Origin of the sequence: Acinetobacter sp. Ag2 (genome assembly GCF_001005515.1) — a bacterium.
In the GTDB taxonomy this organism is placed as follows: domain Bacteria; phylum Pseudomonadota; class Gammaproteobacteria; order Pseudomonadales; family Moraxellaceae; genus Acinetobacter; species Acinetobacter bereziniae.
This window is the reverse complement of record NZ_LBNA01000054.1, coordinates 85,812-106,562: the sequence shown is the minus strand read 5'-3', so window position 1 is coordinate 106,562 and position 20,751 is coordinate 85,812. Positions and strand designations below refer to the sequence as shown.

Annotated in this window: 23 protein-coding genes; 15 read left to right on the top strand and 8 right to left on the bottom strand. The window is 38.3% G+C overall.

What is annotated here, in order from left to right:
- Positions 1 to 46: 46 nt before the first annotated feature.
- The 3 genes from AAV97_RS14790 to AAV97_RS14780 form a co-directional block, all read right to left on the bottom strand.
- Positions 47 to 1,174 (bottom strand): HlyD family secretion protein, encoded by a 1,128-nt coding sequence (locus AAV97_RS14790; protein WP_009585241.1) that lies wholly within the window; start codon positions 1,172 to 1,174, stop codon positions 47 to 49.
- A 74-nt stretch (positions 1,175 to 1,248) separates the two neighbouring features.
- A complete protein-coding gene (locus tag AAV97_RS14785; RefSeq protein WP_046760939.1) occupies positions 1,249 to 2,901 on the bottom strand; it encodes an MFS transporter in 1,653 nt (550 codons plus the stop codon).
- A gap of 11 nt (positions 2,902 to 2,912) precedes the next feature.
- Positions 2,913 to 3,461 (bottom strand): TetR/AcrR family transcriptional regulator, encoded by a 549-nt coding sequence (locus AAV97_RS14780; RefSeq protein WP_009585243.1) that lies wholly within the window; start codon positions 3,459 to 3,461, stop codon positions 2,913 to 2,915.
- 235 nt (positions 3,462 to 3,696) lie between these two features.
- Here AAV97_RS14780 and AAV97_RS14775 point away from each other — a divergent pair, with 235 nt between their 5' ends.
- The 5 genes from AAV97_RS14775 to AAV97_RS14755 all read left to right on the top strand — a co-directional run bounded on the left by AAV97_RS14775 (position 3,697) and on the right by AAV97_RS14755 (position 6,810).
- Entirely contained in the window at positions 3,697 to 4,338 is a 642-nt protein-coding gene (locus AAV97_RS14775; RefSeq protein ID WP_046760938.1) for a D-Ala-D-Ala carboxypeptidase family metallohydrolase, read from the top strand.
- A gap of 70 nt (positions 4,339 to 4,408) precedes the next feature.
- Positions 4,409 to 5,047 (top strand): hypothetical protein, encoded by a 639-nt coding sequence (locus AAV97_RS14770; RefSeq protein WP_046760937.1) that lies wholly within the window; start codon positions 4,409 to 4,411, stop codon positions 5,045 to 5,047.
- A 99-nt stretch (positions 5,048 to 5,146) separates the two neighbouring features.
- Positions 5,147 to 5,908, top strand: a complete 762-nt coding sequence (locus AAV97_RS14765; RefSeq protein ID WP_046760936.1) for a class I SAM-dependent methyltransferase — start codon at positions 5,147 to 5,149, stop codon at positions 5,906 to 5,908.
- Positions 5,909 to 5,966: 58 nt separating this feature from the next.
- A complete protein-coding gene (locus AAV97_RS14760; RefSeq protein ID WP_228136554.1) occupies positions 5,967 to 6,389 on the top strand; it encodes a hypothetical protein in 423 nt (140 codons plus the stop codon).
- Between the two features lie 241 nt (positions 6,390 to 6,630).
- Positions 6,631 to 6,810, top strand: coding sequence for an NF038215 family lipoprotein (locus AAV97_RS14755; protein ID WP_046760935.1), 180 nt, complete (start codon positions 6,631 to 6,633; stop codon positions 6,808 to 6,810).
- 64 nt (positions 6,811 to 6,874) lie between these two features.
- On the opposite strand, the gene AAV97_RS14750 is transcribed toward AAV97_RS14755, so the two are convergent.
- Positions 6,875 to 8,494 carry an oleate hydratase gene (locus AAV97_RS14750; RefSeq protein ID WP_046760934.1) on the bottom strand — a complete coding sequence of 540 codons (1,620 nt, stop codon included), beginning with the start codon at positions 8,492 to 8,494 and terminating at the stop codon, positions 6,875 to 6,877.
- 399 nt (positions 8,495 to 8,893) lie between these two features.
- On the opposite strand from AAV97_RS14750, the gene AAV97_RS14745 reads away from it, so the two are divergent.
- From AAV97_RS14745 to AAV97_RS14730, 4 genes are all read left to right on the top strand, one after another.
- Positions 8,894 to 9,517: a LysE family translocator gene (locus AAV97_RS14745; RefSeq protein ID WP_004830107.1), complete on the top strand. Its 624-nt coding sequence runs from the start codon at positions 8,894 to 8,896 to the stop codon at positions 9,515 to 9,517.
- Between the two features lie 140 nt (positions 9,518 to 9,657).
- Positions 9,658 to 10,329 (top strand): CsgG/HfaB family protein, encoded by a 672-nt coding sequence (locus AAV97_RS14740; protein WP_046760933.1) that lies wholly within the window; start codon positions 9,658 to 9,660, stop codon positions 10,327 to 10,329.
- A gap of 14 nt (positions 10,330 to 10,343) precedes the next feature.
- Positions 10,344 to 10,721, top strand: a complete 378-nt coding sequence (locus AAV97_RS14735; protein WP_004830102.1) for a DUF4810 domain-containing protein — start codon at positions 10,344 to 10,346, stop codon at positions 10,719 to 10,721.
- Complete coding sequence (locus AAV97_RS14730; protein ID WP_004830101.1) at positions 10,718 to 11,392, top strand: DUF799 domain-containing protein; 675 nt, start codon at positions 10,718 to 10,720, stop codon at positions 11,390 to 11,392. The genes AAV97_RS14735 and AAV97_RS14730 overlap by 4 nt, the downstream gene beginning before the upstream one ends.
- A gap of 337 nt (positions 11,393 to 11,729) precedes the next feature.
- On the opposite strand, the gene AAV97_RS14725 is transcribed toward AAV97_RS14730, so the two are convergent.
- The 4 genes from AAV97_RS14725 to AAV97_RS14710 form a co-directional block, all read right to left on the bottom strand.
- Complete coding sequence (locus tag AAV97_RS14725; protein WP_046760932.1) at positions 11,730 to 12,473, bottom strand: amino acid ABC transporter ATP-binding protein; 744 nt, start codon at positions 12,471 to 12,473, stop codon at positions 11,730 to 11,732.
- Positions 12,474 to 12,486: 13 nt separating this feature from the next.
- Positions 12,487 to 13,164, bottom strand: coding sequence for an amino acid ABC transporter permease (locus AAV97_RS14720; protein WP_004830097.1), 678 nt, complete (start codon positions 13,162 to 13,164; stop codon positions 12,487 to 12,489).
- 2 nt (positions 13,165 to 13,166) lie between these two features.
- Positions 13,167 to 14,009 carry an amino acid ABC transporter permease gene (locus tag AAV97_RS14715; protein WP_004830094.1) on the bottom strand — a complete coding sequence of 281 codons (843 nt, stop codon included), beginning with the start codon at positions 14,007 to 14,009 and terminating at the stop codon, positions 13,167 to 13,169.
- A gap of 91 nt (positions 14,010 to 14,100) precedes the next feature.
- The gene (locus AAV97_RS14710) at positions 14,101 to 15,012 is read right to left on the bottom strand and encodes an amino acid ABC transporter substrate-binding protein (protein WP_004830092.1); all 912 of its coding nucleotides are present in this window, start codon (positions 15,010 to 15,012) and stop codon (positions 14,101 to 14,103) included.
- 525 nt (positions 15,013 to 15,537) lie between these two features.
- On the opposite strand from AAV97_RS14710, the gene AAV97_RS14705 reads away from it, so the two are divergent.
- The 6 genes from AAV97_RS14705 (at position 15,538) to AAV97_RS14680 (ending at position 20,685) form a co-directional block, all read left to right on the top strand.
- Positions 15,538 to 16,986 carry an RNA polymerase factor sigma-54 gene (locus AAV97_RS14705; protein WP_009585239.1) on the top strand — a complete coding sequence of 483 codons (1,449 nt, stop codon included), beginning with the start codon at positions 15,538 to 15,540 and terminating at the stop codon, positions 16,984 to 16,986.
- A gap of 180 nt (positions 16,987 to 17,166) precedes the next feature.
- Positions 17,167 to 17,508 carry a ribosome hibernation-promoting factor, HPF/YfiA family gene (gene hpf, locus AAV97_RS14700; protein ID WP_004830088.1) on the top strand — a complete coding sequence of 114 codons (342 nt, stop codon included), beginning with the start codon at positions 17,167 to 17,169 and terminating at the stop codon, positions 17,506 to 17,508.
- Between the two features lie 148 nt (positions 17,509 to 17,656).
- Positions 17,657 to 17,908: a BolA family iron metabolism protein IbaG gene (gene ibaG, locus AAV97_RS14695; RefSeq protein WP_004830087.1), complete on the top strand. Its 252-nt coding sequence runs from the start codon at positions 17,657 to 17,659 to the stop codon at positions 17,906 to 17,908.
- A 6-nt stretch (positions 17,909 to 17,914) separates the two neighbouring features.
- Positions 17,915 to 19,180, top strand: coding sequence for a UDP-N-acetylglucosamine 1-carboxyvinyltransferase (gene murA, locus AAV97_RS14690; protein WP_004830086.1), 1,266 nt, complete (start codon positions 17,915 to 17,917; stop codon positions 19,178 to 19,180).
- On the top strand, positions 19,180 to 19,875 hold the full coding sequence (gene hisG, locus AAV97_RS14685; RefSeq protein WP_046760931.1) for an ATP phosphoribosyltransferase: 696 nt from the start codon (positions 19,180 to 19,182) through the stop codon (positions 19,873 to 19,875). Before murA ends, hisG begins: the two co-directional genes overlap by 1 nt.
- Before the next feature lie 147 nt (positions 19,876 to 20,022).
- Entirely contained in the window at positions 20,023 to 20,685 is a 663-nt protein-coding gene (locus AAV97_RS14680; protein WP_046760930.1) for a DUF4272 domain-containing protein, read from the top strand.
- The last annotated feature ends 66 nt before the right edge of the window (positions 20,686 to 20,751 follow it).

Here is a 20,751-nt window from a genome sequence, read left to right as displayed (position 1 = left end):
ATTGAGTAAACATACTTGCTAAAACGGTATTTAGTATCTCTATTGACTATGATTGTGTATCAACAGAAGTCACTACAGACATTCCAGGTCGTAAAAACTCTAGACCTTTTTGATTTGGATCAATCGCAATCCTGACTGAAATACGCTGTACAACTTTAGTGAAGTTTCCAGTGGTATTGTCGGGTTTCAATACGCTAAATTCAGCACCGGCAGCAGGCGAAATTTGTTCAACGTGACCAGTAAATTTTTGATGCTTCATTGCATCCACAGTAAAGCTTGCCTTCTGTCCAATACGCATATCCGCGATTTGAGTTTCTTTAAAGTTGGCAATCACCCATGTTTGTTGTGGAATCAGATACATTAACTGTGTTCCTGCTGAAACATATTGTCCGACACGAGGTGTAACTTCACCTAACTGCCCATCCATTGGCGCTGAAATTACACTATAGTCTTTAGTCGTAACGGCTTGGTCAAATTGTGCTTTGGCATTGGTCACTTGTGCTTTGAGCCCTGATTCAGCAACTTGTGCTGTTTTTAAGGCTTCTTGAGCGACTAAAACGTTTGCCTCGGCCTGCTTTAATAATGCCAAATTGTTTTTTACATCTGCTGCGGCTTTGTCCTGTTCGGTTTTAGAAGTCGCACCACTGTTGCCTAATTGTTGATAACGACGAAGTTGTGCTGTAGATAGCTCATAGCTTGCTTTGGCTTGTTCCACTTTGGCTTGTGCCGCCACAATATCAGCTTTGCGCTGTTCAATCGCTTGGCTTTGATTGGCTAAAGTTGTATTGGCTTGGTCAACACCTGCTTCAGCCTGAGTAACTTTTTGATCATAAGTGGTGGTATCAATATGCATCAATGCCTGACCTTTTTTAACATGATCAAAGTCAGTGACCAAGACATCTTTGATATAACCATTAATTTGCGAAGATAGAACAGTCGTTTTACCCTTGATATAGCTGTTATCAGTTGACTCTATTGCACTGTCAAATGGACCAATTTTCCAAGCACGCATAATTACCGCGATCCCGACCAACAACACCAAAAACATAATCAATAAGGTTCTTTTGGCGGTAGGAATTAATTTACTGGATGGCGGTGGCGTTACAGCTGCTGCGGATGCCTGCTGTGCAGGTGCTGGCGTTGCTGGTTCTGTTGGCTTTTGATCTTGTGACATAAGAGTTCTCAAATATTTTTAATGCATAGAATGACGTCATAGGGTATTGAATTGATAAAACTCATGAGCGTTGTCTAACTGCTATTGAGGGCTTGTTGCTGTTTTTTGAGTTGGTAACGTGTCCAAGTAATATTAAAACTACTCCAAATCAACAGTAAAATGGCAAATATTCCATTTAATGCAATCACATCATTATACGCGCGTACCTGAGCTTCACGTGTCACAATCTGGTTAAGGTTACGATAAGCTTGATTCTGTTCTAATGCTTGATCAATTGTATATTTATTGGCAGATTGCTGATACAAAGCAAGACGCTGTACAGCTAAAGGGTCTGTTGGCGATAAATCACTGACGATTTCTGCACGATAATTTTGTGTACGCAATTGTTGGTAGGTTGAAAAGAACGAATTTCCAATTAAGCCACCAAAACTTTGTGTTGCTGAGAATAGCACCACAAAAGTAACCATATGCGTTGGACCTTTTTGTAAGACACTGATAAATCCTGTCAATAATAAAGGACCAATAAACATACCACTGGCAAAACCCACGATAAACTGACTACGATAGAAGTTTTCTGGTCGCACATCACTGGTCAGGTGATAATCCAAAGCACAAGCGATCAGGACCAAAATCACAGCACCGACCAGATGCCATGAAATTCGTTCTCGTTTAAAGGTCAATGCACTAAAAATAGTCCCCGAAGCAATTCCTAAAAAAATCACGCTATATAGTGTAACGAACTGATCTGGACCCATGCCCATGGTCTTTAAGAAATTCACAGCAGCATAGCTTTGCTCTGACATCAGTAAACGAATTGCCAACGCACCAAAAACAAATTTTAATGTGCTCGCTGAACCCAGCCAACGGGTAATAATCAATGGATTAACCCGGTAATGTTCATAGGTTAGCCCAATAATAATTAAGCTAAATCCTGCAATGAGAGCATAACCCAACCATTTAACTTCAAACCACCAAAGAATAGGACCTTGGCTAAGTACGATACAGAGTAGGGCAAATCCTGGGGCTAATAGGGCAAAGGTCAAAAAATCTTGCTTTTCAAATACTTCAATTCTTAAACTACGCGGCAGTTTTAAAGAGACCACCATCGCCAAACAACAGATCGCCAAACCCAGCTCAAAGGTATATAACACCACCCAGTCATTGACATCGACCAGTGATGGAGAAATGATCCAAGCCAGTGGAATGCCCAACTGTTGGAAGCCCAGTGCGAGATAGATTCCACGTCCGAAATTTTCCCGTCGAAAGGCTTGCATAATGTAGTACATACCCAGTGAGCTGAGTGGGGCAGCAACCAGACCACTGATGACACGAACAAACAGTGCCATTTCAAACGTATGAACAAAAATATGTAAAACCAAAACGCAGATAAACAAGACCAATCCGATTTCGGAAAAAAGCCGTAGACCATATTGTTGTCTTGCTTTAAACAAAATCATGTTGGAACTGATATTTGCCATGACATAAGCCGCAGGAATCCATGCAGCTTCTGACGGAGTGAGCGAATATTCACCTTGAATCAGGGGGAGGTTTGCGGTAATAAATCCATTACTTAAACTTCCTGAAATTGCCACAAATAAGCCAATAAAAAAATAAATCAGTTTTTTATAAGTTGGATGTGCAATAACAGCAGGCGAACCGGGTAAGGTTGGACGTTCTTCAGGCGTCCAATCGGGTGCAGGTTCAAGTATACGTGGTGATTTATCCATAGCAGTCCCAATTACGCCTTGATACCATCAATCAGCAAATCAACAGCTCTTGTGGCAAGTTGCACCTGTTCCTCATCAGTGAGACCTTGAAATGAAGCACGCAAAATTCCTGTAATCAGTGCATAGTCTTTTGGGGTGAGATCAGGACGGCAAATTTGATGTGCAATTGCTTGGTCAATCAACGGTTGTAAAATCGCATCTCGCCGTTGGTAGATATCCACCATCACTGGATCATTACGATCTATCACACGCCAATATTCCATTAAGGCGGTCAGATAAGGTAAATTCTCAACATGATTACGAATCAAACGAATCAGACCATCTGGATATTCGGAAAAACTTTTTGCCCGTTCATCTAAGCGAGTCAGAGCTTGTTCCATTAACGCAACCACCAGTTCTCGACGATCCTGAAAGTTGCGATAGAAAGTGGCTCTGCCTACTCCAGCTTGATCAATTACTAACTGTAGAGGCGCACGTATCCCTTGTTTGCGGAAAATTGTGAGAGCAGCATCGAGTAAATCCTCACGATTTTGTGCTGCCTGTTGTTGGCGTTTACGCATAGCGATAGAGAGAGTTAATTTTATAGTGATATTTAACGGACATTTTTGTCCGTTGTAAATCATTATCTGTGTGATTTTTTGTAAAGTCAGCGCTTATTGTGGATGGGATTGGTTAGAATATCTTTGTGATTCAAATCATAACTAGTCAAAATCCAAGTTTTTATTTATTTATTTTTTAAAATAAAACAATACGTGTGCTGTCATTGTGAAAAATTCTAAATTAATATTCATCATTATGGGCTGTATCAGTTGGGTGGCTTTGAATGGCTGTACACCATCTGAAAAAAATGCTGAACATTCATCGTCTTCAAAAAAAACATCAGAACAACAAATTGAACAACAATTCAAAGTTTGGAAGGCCCAACAAGACCCTCATTTATTGGCAGATTATTATCAATTTATATCGCAGTATCTAAAACATCCGCCAAGCTTAATGGAACTTACCACGACTCGAAACTATATGCCTGAACAATGCTATCCCAAACGTTTTGCTGTTCCTCCCAAAGCTTATTGGAAAAACGTGGTGAGTAGTTTACAACTGGTGGAAAAGTTAAATCGTAATGGATATTTTAAAACCTATACCATCACAGCGATCTATCGTGCACCTGAATTAAATAAGTGTGTTGGCGGTGCAGGGAAGAGCAAGCATTTAAGTAATTATGCGGTAGATTTTCACGTATTGTCTCCTAAAGAAACGGTTGAAAAAGATCGCGAATTATTGATTAAAAAAATGTGTCATTTTTGGAAAGTGGAAGGCAAAAATTATAAAATGGGGCTAGGGGTGTATGGGAATAACCGCTACCATATTGATACCCAAGGCTATCGAACTTGGGGGAAAGACTATAAATCGAAAAGTTCAGAATGTTTAAAAAATTAGAATAGTATTTTAAAATCAAGCATCATGAATGTGTTTATATTTAAAAATGCTTGAACTTTAGGAAAGTGATATGTCAAGAATAATAAAGAATTGTGTATGTATACTGGGTGTTTTCACTACGACATCTATCTTTGCGCAAAACAATGCTGCTGTAGAAGTTGATATTGAACAAAGTCAGATTTTGGGACATGCAGGAAAGGTGAAAATTAAAGCAGAATCATGTGCTAAGGAAAATTATATCTGTGATTATGTACTGTATGATGCTAAAGGCAAGCGTGAGGTATTACTAGAACAATGGAGTAAAACCGCACATGTTTATCAGTTTAATCCCAACTTAATGGGTTTCCTGATGGGAGCAACGGGTGGTGATCATAACCTTATGGTGGTGAATGATAAAAACCAGCAAAAAGATTATGGTAGTTTTCTTGCTATGAATGCCTCACAGAGCTGTTTTGTCACCTATGAATCAAATTTAAAAAATATGCCAAATTCCTTGGTTTTTTATAGTGTTCCTGATTTTCGAGTCCGTTTAGTGCTCAACAATAAAGTGCCTCAATTCAAACAATTCAGTTATCCAACCACTGCAAATTTTAATGATAATAGCGATTTTTCTTTTAATTATAATATTAAAATTGAAGGTGAAATGGGCGTGCAAGATGTCATTATTCAAAACCCATGTCAGTCCGATTATCGGGTCATTATGAGTTAGGTTTAATAAAATAAAGTTATTAATTTTATTAAAAAGCATCATTTTTATTTTTGAATCAAGTTGACTATTGTAGATTTATTCAACCAAAAGGAATCTATTATGGTCACTCAACATCAAATCAATCAAAAACAATATCAAACTAAATCAGAAGCTTATTTAAATAGTGCTGTACATGCTCAGGGGGACGAGTTTGCAAAAATGCAAAACTTAATCCAACAGCATGACTTTAAGCGGGTCTTGGATTTAGGTTGTGGGGGTGGGCATGTGAGCTATCAAGTTGCACCCATTGTAGAGCAAGTAATTGCTTATGATATTACTCCCGAAATGGTCAATCTTGTGACCACGCAATCGCAACAAAAGGGATTTGATCATGTGGTTGGACAGGTTGGTGCAGCAGAACAATTGGATTTTCCTGCAGAGCATTTCGATTGTGTGATTAGTCGTTATTCTGCACATCATTGGCAAAATATCACGCAGGCACTCCATGAAATTTACCGAGTATTGCGTGTGAATGGCAAAGTGATCATGTTTGATATTATTGGTAACTCCAATCCTGTCTTAGATACCTTTATTCAAACCATTGAAATGATTCGAGATCCAAGCCATGTCCGAAACTATAATTTATCTGAATGGATGGCTTTTGTGGAACAGGCAGGCTTTAAAGTCGAAATCATTGAGAAACAAAGTTTAGCGTTAAATTTTCGTAGTTGGGTAGAGCGGATGCAAACACCTGAAGATGGCATCAGCACGATTCGCTATTTGCAATCTACAATATCAGATCATGTACGCAAATATTACCAAATTCAGAAGGATGGCACATTCACCAGTGAAGCGGTATATTTGGTATTGAGTAAAATTTGATTTATACACCATGTCAAAAATAACAATGAAAAGATGTTTAATCATAATATTGAGCCTGATGTTTTACACAGTAAATAGTCATGCTGAAACATTTAAACGTACTGTGGCAAACATTGGGCAGTTTTCTGTTATTCAAGAATCATGTGATGAGGATGCCAATAAGCATTGTGATTTTGTGCTGTATGAAGGTGATGATTACAGACTACCTTTGGTTGTGGATTGGGAACGAGGTTTAAATTTTGAACATCAGACCAACGATTTTTTGCATTTAAGTTATGGGTATACCTTCAATCTTCATCATAGTTTGTTTATCTCCAAAGATGGTGTAGTTCAAGCCTTGGATGATGTTGTTGCGGTAGATGAAAAGTCGGAGTGTATTGCTCGATTTGAGTTCAAAGATGCACCTACAATTATATTTCAGAAAATGTTTCGCTCGACAGCACTCAATAAAATACAATTAAAACCTAATGAATATCCCTAAGCCGAATCTGTATGGGTGGATGCTTCGCAGTACTTTAGTGATATGAAATTTGATGAACAAGGACGTTTTAATTATCGTTATGCCAATAAAAACGCTGAAGAAATCACTGCTTACTTGAAACACCCTTGTAAAGAATAAAGTGTTTAGACCAATAGAAAACATTTGAAATAAAAAAAGCTGTATTTTTAATCAAAACTGTTATGCTCAAAGGATAAATAAAACAAAAAGTAGAGGAGATGCTATGAAAAAGCTATCCATGGGTTTGAGTGCAATATTGGTGGTGTTGTTAGTTGGATGTGAAAAAAAACCTCCTACACCGACCAAGACTGAAGTTCGCTCCATTCATATTGCAGGAATGCCAGTATATGAAAAAGATTACCGCTTAACTGCTCGCGATACATCAACCGAAATACAACCATAGAAGCGTATTTTGAAAATATTCAACCCACAGATCAAAGTTGATCTATGGGTTGAATTAAATTGACTTAATGAAAGACTGTTTCTAATGCTTTTAATCCGACTTTAGGATCAAGTAAACCATTATAAATATCGGGAATTTCACGTTCTACGCCAAAAAATGCATAGATTGCGAGCATTGCACCACGAACTGAATATTCAACAGTAAAAACAACATCATCTTCAATTTCAACGAATTGTCCCAAGAAGGCAAAGTTTTTAGAACCTTGAGGAATCACTTGAGGGCGATCACCAGACTTGCGACAAGCAAATAATGCTGATGCATAAGGCATCATTGCTGTTGTCACTGTGGTATTCGCTAATACATGTTCGAGAATATCATCAAAACCAAGTTGTTGAATCAGCTCAGTAAGGATCTCATTGCCTGTGGCTTGGGACATCGGCTTTTTGATGTAATCCCCATTTTGATCAATTTGGAAACCATAGCCCCAAAGTGTAAATGTGCCTTGAGGTAAATCAGCAAAATGTGGTTGGGCTGGGACAACAATCGACAAATGCCAACCAGACTCAAACCAAGTCATCAATGCGCCTGTGCCAGGTTGATTACCGGTATATTCAATAATGCGATTTAACAGCACATCATCATGCATGGTGAGGGTGAAAGATTCCCATTTATGTTCATCGATGTTGCCATAAAAAGTCATTGGACGACCAAAGTCAGGCGCTTTTTTTGCCAAGGTTTCCCACAATGTCCAGCCATGATCAAGACGATCACGAATAAGTGCTGGCACATCATCATTCCCACCATAACGGGAATCAGCTGTAATCGAACCTAAAGTAAATATAGCCAGATCATTTTCTTTTAAATCGATTTGCTCAGCACCTTCAGGGAGGTTGATATATAAGCGTGTCGCTCGTCGTTCTGAGGTTTTCTTATCGGTTTGGAAATCAGCATCAGTTACATAATGTCCAAAACGAACATCGACGCCTTGCTCTACCAGCCAGCGTTGTAATGGTAAAATCATTGAGTCATATTGGTTATATTTGGTTCTTTTTACGCCTGCGAGCGTATGAATACGGGGCAGTTCTTGAATAAAGCGTAGAAAATAGCGACGCAGTTCTGCTGCACTGTGCCATTTCTGGAAAGCGAATGTTGTACGCCACATACGCCAGAAATTTGTTTCAAAGAAGGTTTCATCAAAGAACTCATCTATACGACGACTCCCAATTTTTTCTTCTTTTGATGCCAATAAACGTAACATTTGTGCACGATGTAAGGTATTTAAACCCAGTTTAGATGCATCAGAGATAACATGTTGTGCATTGATCAAGCGAGCTTGGGCATGAGTTTTGATCTGCTCATTGAATTCACGACACTCTTCACGAACAGAAATATCAGGATTTTCTAAAGACGGAATACTGGAAAACAAATCCCATAAACATAAATAAGTTTCATCAGTAAGCATACGTCCACCGCGAGTAACCCATGCTTGAGATGTATTGGGTGTGTGTGCACCATCCATAGATCCACCAGATACATCCAGTTCTTCTAGGATATGAATATTTTGAGCAGGAACCTTGGCATCACGGATCGCAAATGCAGCTGCTGCCATACCTGCGATACCACCGCCAACAATCCAAAGATGTGCTTGTTTAGCATCTAAATGATTAGGTTTATAGTTGTTCATTTTTACCCCTGAATATGAAATTTTGATGATGTATAAATTAAAACCATAGTTTTATTATGGGTTTTTATAGCTTAAAAAAGAGTGAAAAGGAAAGTTATTTTTTGTGATCAAAATCTTCAGTTTTATGGATTTTCAGAATATTTCAACGCGATCTATTAATTTTTTGATATGATACAAGTTATTGAAAAATAATTTTTTATTGAGCTTTTGCTCTAAAATGAATCAAAGCTATTGTATTTGAGAATAATTCACAACTGTATAGAACAAAGTGGATGAATTCGATATGGTTTTAAACTATAGAAAAACTTCATAGTGAAATAATCAATTTTTTTGTATCTTCAAAAAACGCTTGTGGCTTAAAATAAGCTTCTTTAAATACTCTTTGTGACGAGGTAACTCTTGGAATCGTTATTGATTTTAGGCTCTATTGCGCTAGCGTTAATGTTGGGTGCAATTAGTCCTGGTCCTACATTTGTGTATGTCGCTAAAAATTCAATTGCGATTTCTCGTAAACACGGATTATTTACAGCATTGGGTACAGGAACTGGTGCAGCATTATTTGGCTTTCTTGCAGTGATGGGCTTACAAGCCATATTACTGGCAGTGCCATCTGCCTATTTAGTTTTAAAACTCTGTGGTGGGCTGTATTTACTTTGGCTGGCTTATAAAATTATAAAACATGCCAAAGATCCAATGGAACAAGCATCTGGCTCTTCGTTTAGTATGAGCTATCAACAAGCTTATCGCTTGGGTTTGATCACACAGTTGAGTAATCCTAAAATTGCCATTATTTTGGCGAGTATTTTTACCGCACTTTTACCTAAAGAAATTCCAACCTATTATTATTTTGTTTTACCCATTTTGTGTTTCTTTATCGATGTTGGGTGGTACTCCTTGGTTGCTGTTGCATTGTCAGCAGAAAGACCACGCCGTGTATATTTAAAATTTAAGAAAGTATTTGACCGAGCTGCTGGCGGTGTGATGACTGTACTGGGGCTAAAGTTGATTTTTGGATTGAAATAATCAAGTGATTATTCTATAAAAACAGCGCCTGTTATTGAAGTTCTTTTATTTTGTTAATTAAATTAAATAGTTAATTTAGTATTTGCTTGTTATAATTGGCTTGAAAATTATAATGGCTTTGACCATAGAGAGATGTAACCTTGAAAAAAATATTATTTATTGCTGCCCTAAATGGGTTAGTTCTGAGTGCTTGTTCAACCACTGAAACTTCAAAAACGATTCAAGCACCGCAAGTGGCTGCTGCGACGACAACGATGAAATATACAGGTGTTAAAACACCCATCTCGATTGGTAAGTTTGATAATCGCTCAAGCTATATGCGCGGCATTTTTTCTGACAATGTTGATCGCTTAGGTGGTCAAGCAAAAACAATTTTAGAAACGCATTTACAGCAAACAGGATATTTTTCTGTATTAAATCGAGATAATCTTTCTGAATTACAACAAGAAGCTGGATTTGGTAAGGCTGCTCAGTCGATTAAAGGCGCTCGTTTTGTTTTGACTGGAGATGTTTCTGAGTTTGGTCGTAAAGAAGTGGGTGATCATCAATTATTTGGTTTACTTGGTCGTGGCAAGACACAAATTGCGTATGCAAAAGTCAATATCAATGTGGTGGATGTAAAAACTGCAGAAGTTGTACATTCTGTGCAGGGTGCAGGTGAATATGCGCTGAGTGAACGAGAAGTTTTAGGTTTTGGTTCAACCGCATCATATGATTCAACACTCAATGGTAAGGTTTTAGATTTGGCCGTTCGTGAAGCTGTCAATAATCTTGTGAATGATATCCAAACCAACAAGTGGTCAACACAATAGGTTTGAATCAACACATGAAAATTGTTTTATTCTTGATCAGTTGCTTGGCGACCTTAAGTTTAGTCGGCTGCGCTTCTGGACCAAAGTCTCTATATCGTTGGGGAGGATTTCCTCAACAAACTTACCTGATGTTGAGCGTTCCTGAAAAAACTTCACCTCAGCAGCAAATTTTGCTGCTTGAGAAAGATATTGAAAAAGCAAAAGCCAAAAACGAAGCAGTACCGCCTGGTTTATATGCACATTTGGGTTTATTAAACTTAAATATCAATAATGCTCCACGTGCAATTGAGTACTTTGAATTGGAGCGTCAAGTTTACCCTGAGTCCACAGTATTGATGGATCGTTTACTTAAGAAAATGACCACTCGATCTGTTGAGGTTAAGACGCCATGAAGAAAATGAAACAATTGCTGATTTTGAGCTGTTTCGCGATGCTTTTTACTGGCTGCGCAGTGGCACCCAAAAACAACCGAGATTTGGCTGCATATCATGCGCATCAACCTAAGTCGATTTTGGTACTACCACCCATTAATAACTCGCCTGATACGCGTGCAACTTATGGATATTGGTCAACGGTGGCACTTCCAGTTGCTGAGGCGGGTTATTATGTGTTCCCCATTTCTGTTGTTGATACCATGTTTAAAGAGAATGGGGTCACCAATGGATTTGATGCGCAAGCAATTGCTCCTCAAAAGTTAAAAGAGATTTTTGGGGCTGATGCTGCACTTTATATCAAAGTCAACGAATATGGTTCTAAGTATCAGGTGATTCAATCTGTTTCGACAGTTGCTGTAGAAGCAAAGTTGGTGGACCTCGCATCTGGAACTTTACTTTGGCAAGGTGAGGAGCGACTTCAACAATCCAATGATAATAGCAATGCAGGTTTACTAGGGGCTTTAGTGGGCGCTGTGGTGGATCAGATTTCTAATCACTTGTCTGATAAAGCTTATGCCTTATCTGGTGTTGTGAGTTCGCAGTTGTATTCCCCTAATTTAAGCCAACAAAAAGGCTTGTTATACGGACCAAGATCGCCCAACTTTACTCAAAATACAGTAAAACCTTAGGGGCTGTGGACATTTCATAAATGGCTTGCGTTGTAGGTTAAAATTGAGCAGGCAAGGCATCAAATGAAGAGAATAGCGAGACTATTTTTAAGTTTCATAACGTAGCCTGAGATAATTTTAGCCACAACCCTTCGGGACTAGCGTGTTTTTTGTCGCTTCGTCGTTACGAACTACTCATTTAGAATGACTAAATTTCGTATTTCGTGCCTAGAATCGCTTAAAAAACACACCTAGTCGCAAACATAGACGAATTGTCCACAGACCCTAATAATTTATTGTTCTTGTTAAAAAAACAAAACCCCAATTTTAATTGGGGTTTTGTTTTAAAGCCGAAATATCAATGTACCATTGAAATCTTGTCTAAGAAGAACTTGGTTCTTTCATGACGCTCATCTGGTTTATTAAAGAAGTCATTGGTTGCACAGTCTTCTAAAATTTTACCTTGATCCATGAAAATCACTCGGCTTGACACTTTACGCGCAAAGCCCATCTCATGAGTTACGCACATCATGGTCATCCCTTCTTTTGCCAGCTGACTCATAACTTCAAGAACTTCGCCAACCATTTCTGGATCAAGTGCAGAAGTTGGTTCGTCAAATAACATACATACTGGATCCATACACAAACCTCGGGCAATCGCAACACGTTGTTGCTGACCACCTGACAGTTGTCCAGGAAACTTGTTCTTATGTGCTGCTAAACCGACACGATCTAAATATTGTAAGGCTTTTTTCTCAGCTTCAGATTTAGAACGTTTCAATACTTTGATTTGCCCAATGACTAAATTGTCTAAAACGGTCATATGCGGAAACAATTCAAAGTGTTGGAATACCATACCAACACGAGAGCGAAACTGTGCCAGATCAGTTTTTGAATCTTTGAGCGCTGTTCCATCAACAATAATATTGCCTTCTTGGAAAGGTTCTAATGCATTGACTGTTTTAATCAGTGTGGATTTTCCAGAACCAGATGGTCCACAAACGACCACAACTTCACCTTTTTCAATGGATGTGGTGCAATCTGTGAGAACCTGAAAATCTCCATACCATTTTGAGATATGTTGTATTTCTATCATTGGCATATTGATTCTCCAATTATCGAATTATTGCTATTTTTTGATGTAAACGCTTCACAAGTCTTGAAAGCGCAAAGGAGATACAGAAGTAAACAACTGCTACAATCAGGTAGAAGGTTGCTTTGGTTTCAGCACCATACGTATTTGCTAAAGTATTTGCATTGCCTAGGAAGTCTGGCGCACTGATCACATACACCAAAGAGACGTCTTGGAAAAGTACGATAGATTGAGTCAATATAACAGGTAACATATTTCTAAATGCTTGAGGCAGTACGACATTGGACATAGTTTGTCCATAAGTGAATCCTAAGGCATAACCTGCATTGACTTGACCTTTTGAGACAGACTGAATACCTGAACGAACAATTTCTGAAAAGAATGCAGCTTCAAAAATTGCAAAGGTGACGACACTGGAAAAGAGTGGTCCATAATAGGTATCAGATTGAAACTCAAAGAATTTAGGCAATAAAAAATAGAAAATAAAAATGACCTGAATCAGTGGAACACCACGGAAAAAGTCAACATATGCTTTAGCAAAATTACTGGCGACTTTATTGTCGGATAAACGCATCATGGCTAAAGGCGTGCCAATCAGAATCCCGCCAATAATAGATAAAATCGTCACAGTAACGGTAAACTTAAACCCTGCAATCAGTGTTTGAATCACATCGTGATTTTGTAAAATACTAAAATCCATGACTATTTACCTCCTGAACCAAGACCAGGAACAGCCATTCTTTTTTCAATCCACGCCATAATAAGCTTAATGGTGTAGGTAATGACCAAATAGACTGGTGTTGAAAGAATAAGAATCACAATATCTTGTGATGTTTCTTCTCGCATCGTTTTGGTATAAGCAAAGAAATTTAAAACACTGAGTGCATACAGCACGGCAGAGTTTTTGAAAATATTCATTGCTTCGGAAGTGAGTGTCGGCCATACAATTCGATATGCAACAGGAAGAATGACATAACGATAGCTTTGGCTTTGGGTAAGACCAATTGCAAAAGCTGCATTTTTTTGACCTCTGGAAACAGTATTGATCCCTGAGCGGACTTGTTCTGCGATACGTGCTGCTGTGTACAATCCTAATGCAAAAACCCCAACTGCGGCTGGATTGTCATTGAGAATATTTTGCCACCATCCACCGTGTACCATTTCACCACTGCCTGTGCTGAGGCTGAGTGGGAGTAGTTCAGGAAAAACGAATGCCCAGAAAAAGAGTTGGACAATCAGTGGAATATTTCGAAACAGTTCGACATAACATGTGCCAATAAATGCAAGTGGCTTGTTGGGAATCGTACGCAAGATTCCGATTAACGAACCCAGCAGGAAAGCGATAAAAAATGCAAGTACCGCAGTCCAAACCATGGTCCAGACACCTGAACCTAAGAGTTGTAACCATGTTGGTGCATCAGCAACAGGAGAGTAACTTTCACCACCTATAGCTTTACAGACGGATTCAGCCCATGCAGCCTTATCCAAACTATATTCATTTGAGGGGAGACAATATGCTGTCCAGTTAAGTGAGCCTACTGACATGTGTGCTCCTTTGTATTTTTAATTTTGTAAAAAACTTATAGACCAGACCTTGATTTAAGCCTGATCTATAAACTGTGATTTGAGCACGGAATTAATTAATGCCAGCGTCTGTAGGATTGGCTTTAAGTTTTAAGTAGGATGAACTCATTGGCATATTTAAGTTCACATTCTTTGGTGCAATTGGAGATTGGAACCACTTTTTATATAAAGCTGCCATTTGACCATTTTTCCACATTGTAGTGACAGTCTTATCTGCAATGGCTTTATATGCTGCATCACCTTTAGGAAGCATAATGCCGTAAGGCTCAGAAGAAAGCACTGGACCTACGATTTTAAAGTCTTTCGGATTTGAAGATTTCGCAATGAGACCTGCAAGAATATTGTCATCCATAACAAATGCTGCTGCACGTCCTGATGCCACCATTGCGAATGAATCAGAATGATCTTTACCGTAAACGTTGTTTACGTTGACCTTTTCACCTTTTTCACCCATTTTGATGTATTTATCAGATGTAGTTCCTTGTGTTGTCACTACAGCTTTACCATTTAAATCTGCTATTGATTTAATTGGTGCATTTGCTTTGACTGCCATGCGTACTTCTGTCGCATAGTAGTTGGTAGAGAAGCTTACTTGTTGTTGGCGTTGAATAGAGTTGGTGGTTGTCCCACACTCCATATCAATATTGCCTGCCAGCATTTCTGGAATACGTGTAGATGAAGTAACAGCCTTATATTCCACTTTAAGGTTAGGCATTTTAAGGGTTTTTTTAAGTTCGTTGGCAAAGTTGTTACAGATATCAACCGCATAACCCATTGGTTTACCACCAACAACATAGGAAATTGGATCTGAAGACTCACGATAACCAATGATGACTTTTCCTGATTGCTTGATTTTTGCCAAAGTATCAGCAGCTTGAACTTGTGAAAAAGCGCCACCAGCCATAAGTACGCCAAGCGCAGTGGTGAATACTTTTTTTGATAGTGCTTTTGTAGATTGTGTCATTTTGAGTTCTCCATTACATGATTATTTTGGCATTACAATAGTGCTTGTCCTTAAATTAAGCAGTTATCGTGCCAATGCTTTTCCTTGAAAGAATGATCCATCATATTTCTTTATATCATTATTTTTATACTCACTATTCCAATAAGTAAAGGATAAAAATAATAAATTTAGCAAAACTAGAAATGTGATTGGTATCACAAAGCGAAACCTATTTTATTTAAATATTTTGAAATAAATAGCCCTAAGCTCATTTATTTTTGCTTATAGTTTTTTAAACTATATTTAGATATTTGATGGCTATTTCACCAGTACCAATATGTGACTATTCGATAAGTCATTCATAAAAATAATACATTTTTAAAATTTAACTTTAACTTATAAATAATAAATATTTTTATGTGATTTATTCATTTTTTTTGCTAGTCGTCCCATGGTTACTGTGGTATAAAAAATCAATAGGCATGAATTTTGCTTTATTTACTAAAGCAAAACAAAGTGAAATAAAGCACTGTGGGAAGTATAGATATGAAGTTATCGGTTGGATTAAAAGTTGCAAACTCGTTGTCGCTTACGCCACAACTGCAACAAGCCATTCGATTACTACAATTATCGAGCTTAGAACTTGAACAGGAAATTCAAATTCAACTGGACAGTAATCCTTTGCTTGAAAAAGTTGAAGAAGAAACACATGAAAGTTTGGAAAGTGCACAACAAGAACAACAAGAGTATGAACTTTCAGATGCTTTAAATGCCAATCATTTGCCTGACGAGTTACCTGTTGATACCGATTGGGATGATGTATATACCCATCAATCTACTGCAATTGAGCGTCCAGAGTTTGAAGACCGTGAAGACAATCGCCATTCCAATGCATCATTAAAAGAGCATATGCTGGGACAAGTGAATTTGTTGCATTTTTCCCCAGTCGATAGGTTAATTGCGTATTGCATTGTGGATGCCTTGGATGAAAAAGGTTTTTTGGAGGCGGATATCGATGAAATAGTCAGTTCTGTTCAACATTTGCTACAACAAATGGACTATGACATTGAAGTAGAAGAAGACGAGGTTTTGGTTGTCTTAAAGCATATTCAACGGCTTGAACCGATAGGTATTGGAGCACGAAATCTTGCAGAATGTCTTTTTGTGCAAATCGAAGCTCTCCCTATAACGACTTTGTTTAGGAAAGAAGCCTTGATGTTATTAAAACATTATGAGCTTTTGGTCAGTAATGATCTCAATAAATTGATTAAGCAAACTGGATTAAATGCTGAATCATTGAAATCAGCAATTGAATTGCTCAAAACCATGAAGCCATATCCTGGGGCAGAGTTTGAGCAAAAAGAATCAGATTACCAAATTCCTGATGTAGTGGTTTCCAAAAAGAATAATCACTGGCATGTTCAGCTGAATCCAGATGTTTTGCCTAAGTTGAGGATCAACTCTTTTTATTCAGGCATGATCAAACGTGCAGATCAAAGTGATGAGAATCAGTATTTACGTAATCAAATGCTGGAAGCTAAAAACTTTATCAAAAGTGTCGATGAGCGCCATAAAACGTTATTAAAAGTCGCCAGTTGTATCGTACAGCATCAACGTGAATTTTTAGAAATTGGTGCAGAAGGTATGAAGCCTTTGGTGTTGAGAGATGTGGCTGAAGAAGTTGAATTACACGAATCAACAGTGTCGCGAGTCACCACGAATAAGTTTTTACTCACACCATTGGGTTTGTTTGAGTTGAAATATTTCTTTTCAAGCCATGTGGGAACGACTTCGGGTGGTGAAGCATCATCAACAGCAATTCGTGCCAAAATTAAAAAATTGGTGGCGGATGAAAATCCTCGTAAACCATTGTCTGATAATACGATTGCTAATTTGTTAAAAGAGGATGGGATCGATGTTGCACGACGTACGGTCGCAAAATATCGCGAATCGTTACATATTCCATCGTCATCAGACAGAAAAGTCTTGATCTAGTTTTTAAAGTGTGGCTATTCTAATGATTCATTATGACGAAATAATGAATCGCTTGTTTGTCTTTTGGAGTAACTTAAATGATTGCATGATATTAAGCACAGTTTTTTCCTTGGTGAATTCTGTCATGAAATCGTTTTGGTTATGACTTTCATATTCCTATAAAAGGAGAGGGATAAAGCTATGCAAATTACAATTCGTGGACATCATTTAACCATTACACCTGCAATAGAAGAAAATATTCGAGATAGATTCGCGCAGATGACAAAGCATATCGATCAAGTGAACAGTATGCAGGTGAAATTAAGTAAAGATCATCAATTAGATAAAAGATCAAAAAAAGGCAGTGCAAATCATATCGCAGAAGCGATTGTTCGTTTGCCCGGGATCGAGCTTTTTGCGCAAGCAACTGCGGATGATATGTATAATGCCATTACTAAGCTGACCGATAAATTAAAAAGACAATTAGATAAGCATCGTAAAATGCAGCTGGATTATCAGCCGATGAATATTTTAGCGACTTAAACTTCAATATTTTTAAACATTTTAGAAAGAGGTTGAAAATACCTCTTTTTTTTATCTATATTTTTTGTACCAGCTAATGAATTATTTTAGTGAGTTATAGTAAAATAGCCAGTTTTTACACTGTTAGTCCTAATAAGAGGTCGATGCAATGAATAGTGAACAGCTCACTGAAATCTTAAAAGCAGCTTTTCCTGATGCTGAAGTTGCTGTCAGTGGACAAGCAGGTAAATTTGATCTCCGTATTGTCGATGATCAGTTTGAAGGGAAACGTCCTGTTCCTCGTCAACAAGCTGTTTATGCACCACTTAACAGTTATATTGCTAGTGGTGAAGTACATGCGGTCACTATTCGTGCGATGACTAAAGAAGAATGGCGCAAAGCCAGTATGTTTGGAGCTTAAGCGTCAATGGATAAATTTGTCATTCAAGGCGGTGTAAAACTCGAAGGTGAAGTACGTATTTCGGGTGCAAAAAATGCGGCATTACCTTTGTTGGCTGCAATGATTCTTGCAGACACACCAATTACTTTAAGAAATGTCCCAAATTTAAAAGATGTCCGTACCTTGGTTAAATTGATTGGTGGTCTTGGCGTCACCATGAGTTACGAGGGAGAAACCGTGATTGCGGACACCTCTACTCTGGATAATCAATTTGCACCTTATGAATTGGTAAAAACCATGCGTGCATCAATTTTGGTGCTTGGACCATTATTAGCGCGCTATGGTAGTGCAAAAGTCTCACTTCCGGGTGGTTGTGCGATTGGCTCACGCCCTGTAGACCAGCATTTAAAAGCGTTGGAAGCTTTAGGTGCGCAAATTGAGGTCGAAGCGGGTTATGTACATGCCAAAGTCGATGGACGTTTGAAAGGTGGTGAAGTCATCTTTGATATGGTGACGGTCGGTGGAACTGAAAATATTTTAACCGCAGCTGTTTTGGCTGATGGGGTCACGACGATTCGTAATGCTGCACGCGAACCTGAAATTACAGATTTAGCGCAAATGCTGATTAAAATGGGCGCAAAAATCGAAGGTTTGGATACAGACACGTTGGTGGTTACAGGTGTTGAAAGCCTACACGGTTGTGAGTATTCAGTGGTTGCTGATCGTATTGAAACTGGTTCATATTTGGCTGCTGCGGCAATCACTGGCGGTAAAGTAAAAACCACCCATACTGATCCAAATTTGCTTGAATCTGTTTTAGATAAATTTGAAGAAATGGGTGCAGAAGTCACCCGTGGTGAAGACTGGATTGAGCTTGATATGATGGGCAAACGTCCAAAAGCAGTCAGTTTCCGTACTTTACCTCATCCAGAGTTTCCAACAGACATGCAAGCACAGATCATGGCTGTAAATGCAATTGGTCGTGGCTTTGCAACAATTTCTGAAACGATTTTTGAAAACCGTTTTATGCATGTCCCTGAATTAGCGCGGATGGGTGCAAATATTCAGGTTGAAGGTAATGATGCTATTGTGACAGGTGTAGAAAAACTATCTGCTGCACCTGTAATGGCAACTGATCTGCGTGCTTCATTTTCTTTAGTTTTGGCTGCTTTGGCAGCTGAAGGCGAAACCATTGTTGATCGTATTTATCATATTGACCGTGGTTATGAGAATATTGAAGCAAAATTACAAGGTCTAGGTGCCCAAATTAAGCGAGTGAGCGAGACAAGTTAATGAGCGATATGAGAAACGATGATCCAAATTTTGACGTTATGGGCAATTTTGATCATGGTTTGACTTTGGCATTGAGTAAAGGACGTATTCTCAAAGAGACGCTTCCTTTACTTGAAACTGCGGGAATTAACTTACTGGAAGACCCTGATAAATCGCGTAAGTTAATCTTCCCAACCACACATAAACAAGTTCGTATTTTAATTTTACGCGCTTCTGATGTGCCAACTTATGTTGAAAATGGCGCAGCAGATATTGGTGTCGCAGGTAAAGATGTGCTAATGGAACATGGCGCTCAAAATGTCTATGAACCATTAGATTTAAAAATTGCCAATTGTAAGTTAATGACTGCAGGTAAAGTGGACATGGTACGTCCTAAAGGACGTTTAAAGATTGCCACAAAATATGTCAATTTAACTCGTCAATACTATGCAAGCCTAGGTGAGCAAGTCGATGTGATTAAACTTTATGGCTCAATGGAGTTGGCGCCTTTGGTAGGTTTAGGGGATTACATTGTAGACGTGGTTGATACAGGAAATACTTTGCGTGCCAATGGTTTAGAACCTTTGGAAGAAATTTGCAAAGTGTCTTCACGTTTGATTGTGAATAAAGCAAGCTTTAAGCGTAAGCAAACTTTATTAAATCCTATACTTGCACAGCTTGAAAAAGCAGTGGAAGAGCGTGAACAGCAAAAGTAATATCCTCAAGTCAATGTATAATCAAAATCACCACTCAAACTAGAGTGGTGATTTTTTATAATCAAAATCAAATTTTTAACAAATTATGGCATAACCTAAATACGGTTTATGATAAAACATCATAGTCATTCATATATAAAAGCTCAGATGAAAACGCCTCAACAACGTAAAAATCAATCTATACAGATCCTTAAGCAAAATTCAATTCCCTATATTGATCACTTACCTGTGATCGAATCTGTGGAAGAAGCGCAAATGCGTACAGCTGAAGAGATTGCTAAACGAGCGATTGCTTGTTTATGGGTCATTCAGGTGGCTTGTGATCTAAACAATGATCAATACGATGATGAAACGCAGGAATTTGTATTTGATATTTTAAAAAAAATGCAAGTTTTAGCGGAATTGACCAAAAAAGAGCAGGCGATTTTAAAGCGTGATGTATCTGAACAAGACGTTGTTAATATGGTTTGGAAATACGAAGCTTATTGGGTCTTGTTATGGGCTTTAGGTCTCGTGGATGAGCTCACTTATCCTGATCATATTATTGATTGTGATTTTGCGATTCAAGCGGTGACCTCCTGTGAAACATTTGATGCTTTTATGAGCAAAGTGAAATTACGTGAGATTGAGGAAATTTTAGATCAGGCAGATTTAATTTATCGTTATGATTGGGCTTGTATGGATGCGCGTTTAAAACAACAGCAAGCACCTGCAAATCTAAACTCATCGGTTGTTGTTGAAAGACACGGTGCATTGAATTGGTTAATTCAGGCAGATAGTGACTGGGATTATCCAGATGTGAGTACTTAAATCAGATTTTGTATGATCAACAGTATTCCTCATCAGACTTTCCTATCAAACTAAGTTAAATTGACT

Excerpts from the sequence above, each read along its gene's own strand:
- AAV97_RS14790 (WP_009585241.1), bottom strand. The coding sequence starts at position 1,174 with ATGTCACAAGATCAAAAGCCAACAGAACCAGCAACGCCAGCACCTGCA.
- AAV97_RS14785 (WP_046760939.1), bottom strand. The coding sequence starts at position 2,901 with ATGGATAAATCACCACGTATACTTGAACCTGCACCCGATTGGACGCCT.
- AAV97_RS14780 (WP_009585243.1), bottom strand. The coding sequence starts at position 3,461 with ATGCGTAAACGCCAACAACAGGCAGCACAAAATCGTGAGGATTTACTC.
- AAV97_RS14775 (WP_046760938.1), top strand. The coding sequence starts at position 3,697 with ATGGGCTGTATCAGTTGGGTGGCTTTGAATGGCTGTACACCATCTGAA.
- AAV97_RS14770 (WP_046760937.1), top strand. The coding sequence starts at position 4,409 with ATGTCAAGAATAATAAAGAATTGTGTATGTATACTGGGTGTTTTCACT.
- AAV97_RS14765 (WP_046760936.1), top strand. The coding sequence starts at position 5,147 with ATGGTCACTCAACATCAAATCAATCAAAAACAATATCAAACTAAATCA.
- AAV97_RS14760 (WP_228136554.1), top strand. The coding sequence starts at position 5,967 with ATGTTTTACACAGTAAATAGTCATGCTGAAACATTTAAACGTACTGTG.
- AAV97_RS14755 (WP_046760935.1), top strand. The coding sequence starts at position 6,631 with ATGAAAAAGCTATCCATGGGTTTGAGTGCAATATTGGTGGTGTTGTTA.
- AAV97_RS14750 (WP_046760934.1), bottom strand. The coding sequence starts at position 8,494 with ATGAACAACTATAAACCTAATCATTTAGATGCTAAACAAGCACATCTT.
- AAV97_RS14735 (WP_004830102.1), top strand. The coding sequence starts at position 10,344 with ATGAAAATTGTTTTATTCTTGATCAGTTGCTTGGCGACCTTAAGTTTA.
- AAV97_RS14730 (WP_004830101.1), top strand. The coding sequence starts at position 10,718 with ATGAAGAAAATGAAACAATTGCTGATTTTGAGCTGTTTCGCGATGCTT.
- AAV97_RS14725 (WP_046760932.1), bottom strand. The coding sequence starts at position 12,473 with ATGCCAATGATAGAAATACAACATATCTCAAAATGGTATGGAGATTTT.
- AAV97_RS14720 (WP_004830097.1), bottom strand. The coding sequence starts at position 13,164 with ATGGATTTTAGTATTTTACAAAATCACGATGTGATTCAAACACTGATT.
- AAV97_RS14715 (WP_004830094.1), bottom strand. The coding sequence starts at position 14,009 with ATGTCAGTAGGCTCACTTAACTGGACAGCATATTGTCTCCCCTCAAAT.
- AAV97_RS14710 (WP_004830092.1), bottom strand. The coding sequence starts at position 15,012 with ATGACACAATCTACAAAAGCACTATCAAAAAAAGTATTCACCACTGCG.
- AAV97_RS14705 (WP_009585239.1), top strand. The coding sequence starts at position 15,538 with ATGAAGTTATCGGTTGGATTAAAAGTTGCAAACTCGTTGTCGCTTACG.
- hpf (WP_004830088.1), top strand. The coding sequence starts at position 17,167 with ATGCAAATTACAATTCGTGGACATCATTTAACCATTACACCTGCAATA.
- ibaG (WP_004830087.1), top strand. The coding sequence starts at position 17,657 with ATGAATAGTGAACAGCTCACTGAAATCTTAAAAGCAGCTTTTCCTGAT.
- murA (WP_004830086.1), top strand. The coding sequence starts at position 17,915 with ATGGATAAATTTGTCATTCAAGGCGGTGTAAAACTCGAAGGTGAAGTA.
- hisG (WP_046760931.1), top strand. The coding sequence starts at position 19,180 with ATGAGCGATATGAGAAACGATGATCCAAATTTTGACGTTATGGGCAAT.
- AAV97_RS14680 (WP_046760930.1), top strand. The coding sequence starts at position 20,023 with ATGAAAACGCCTCAACAACGTAAAAATCAATCTATACAGATCCTTAAG.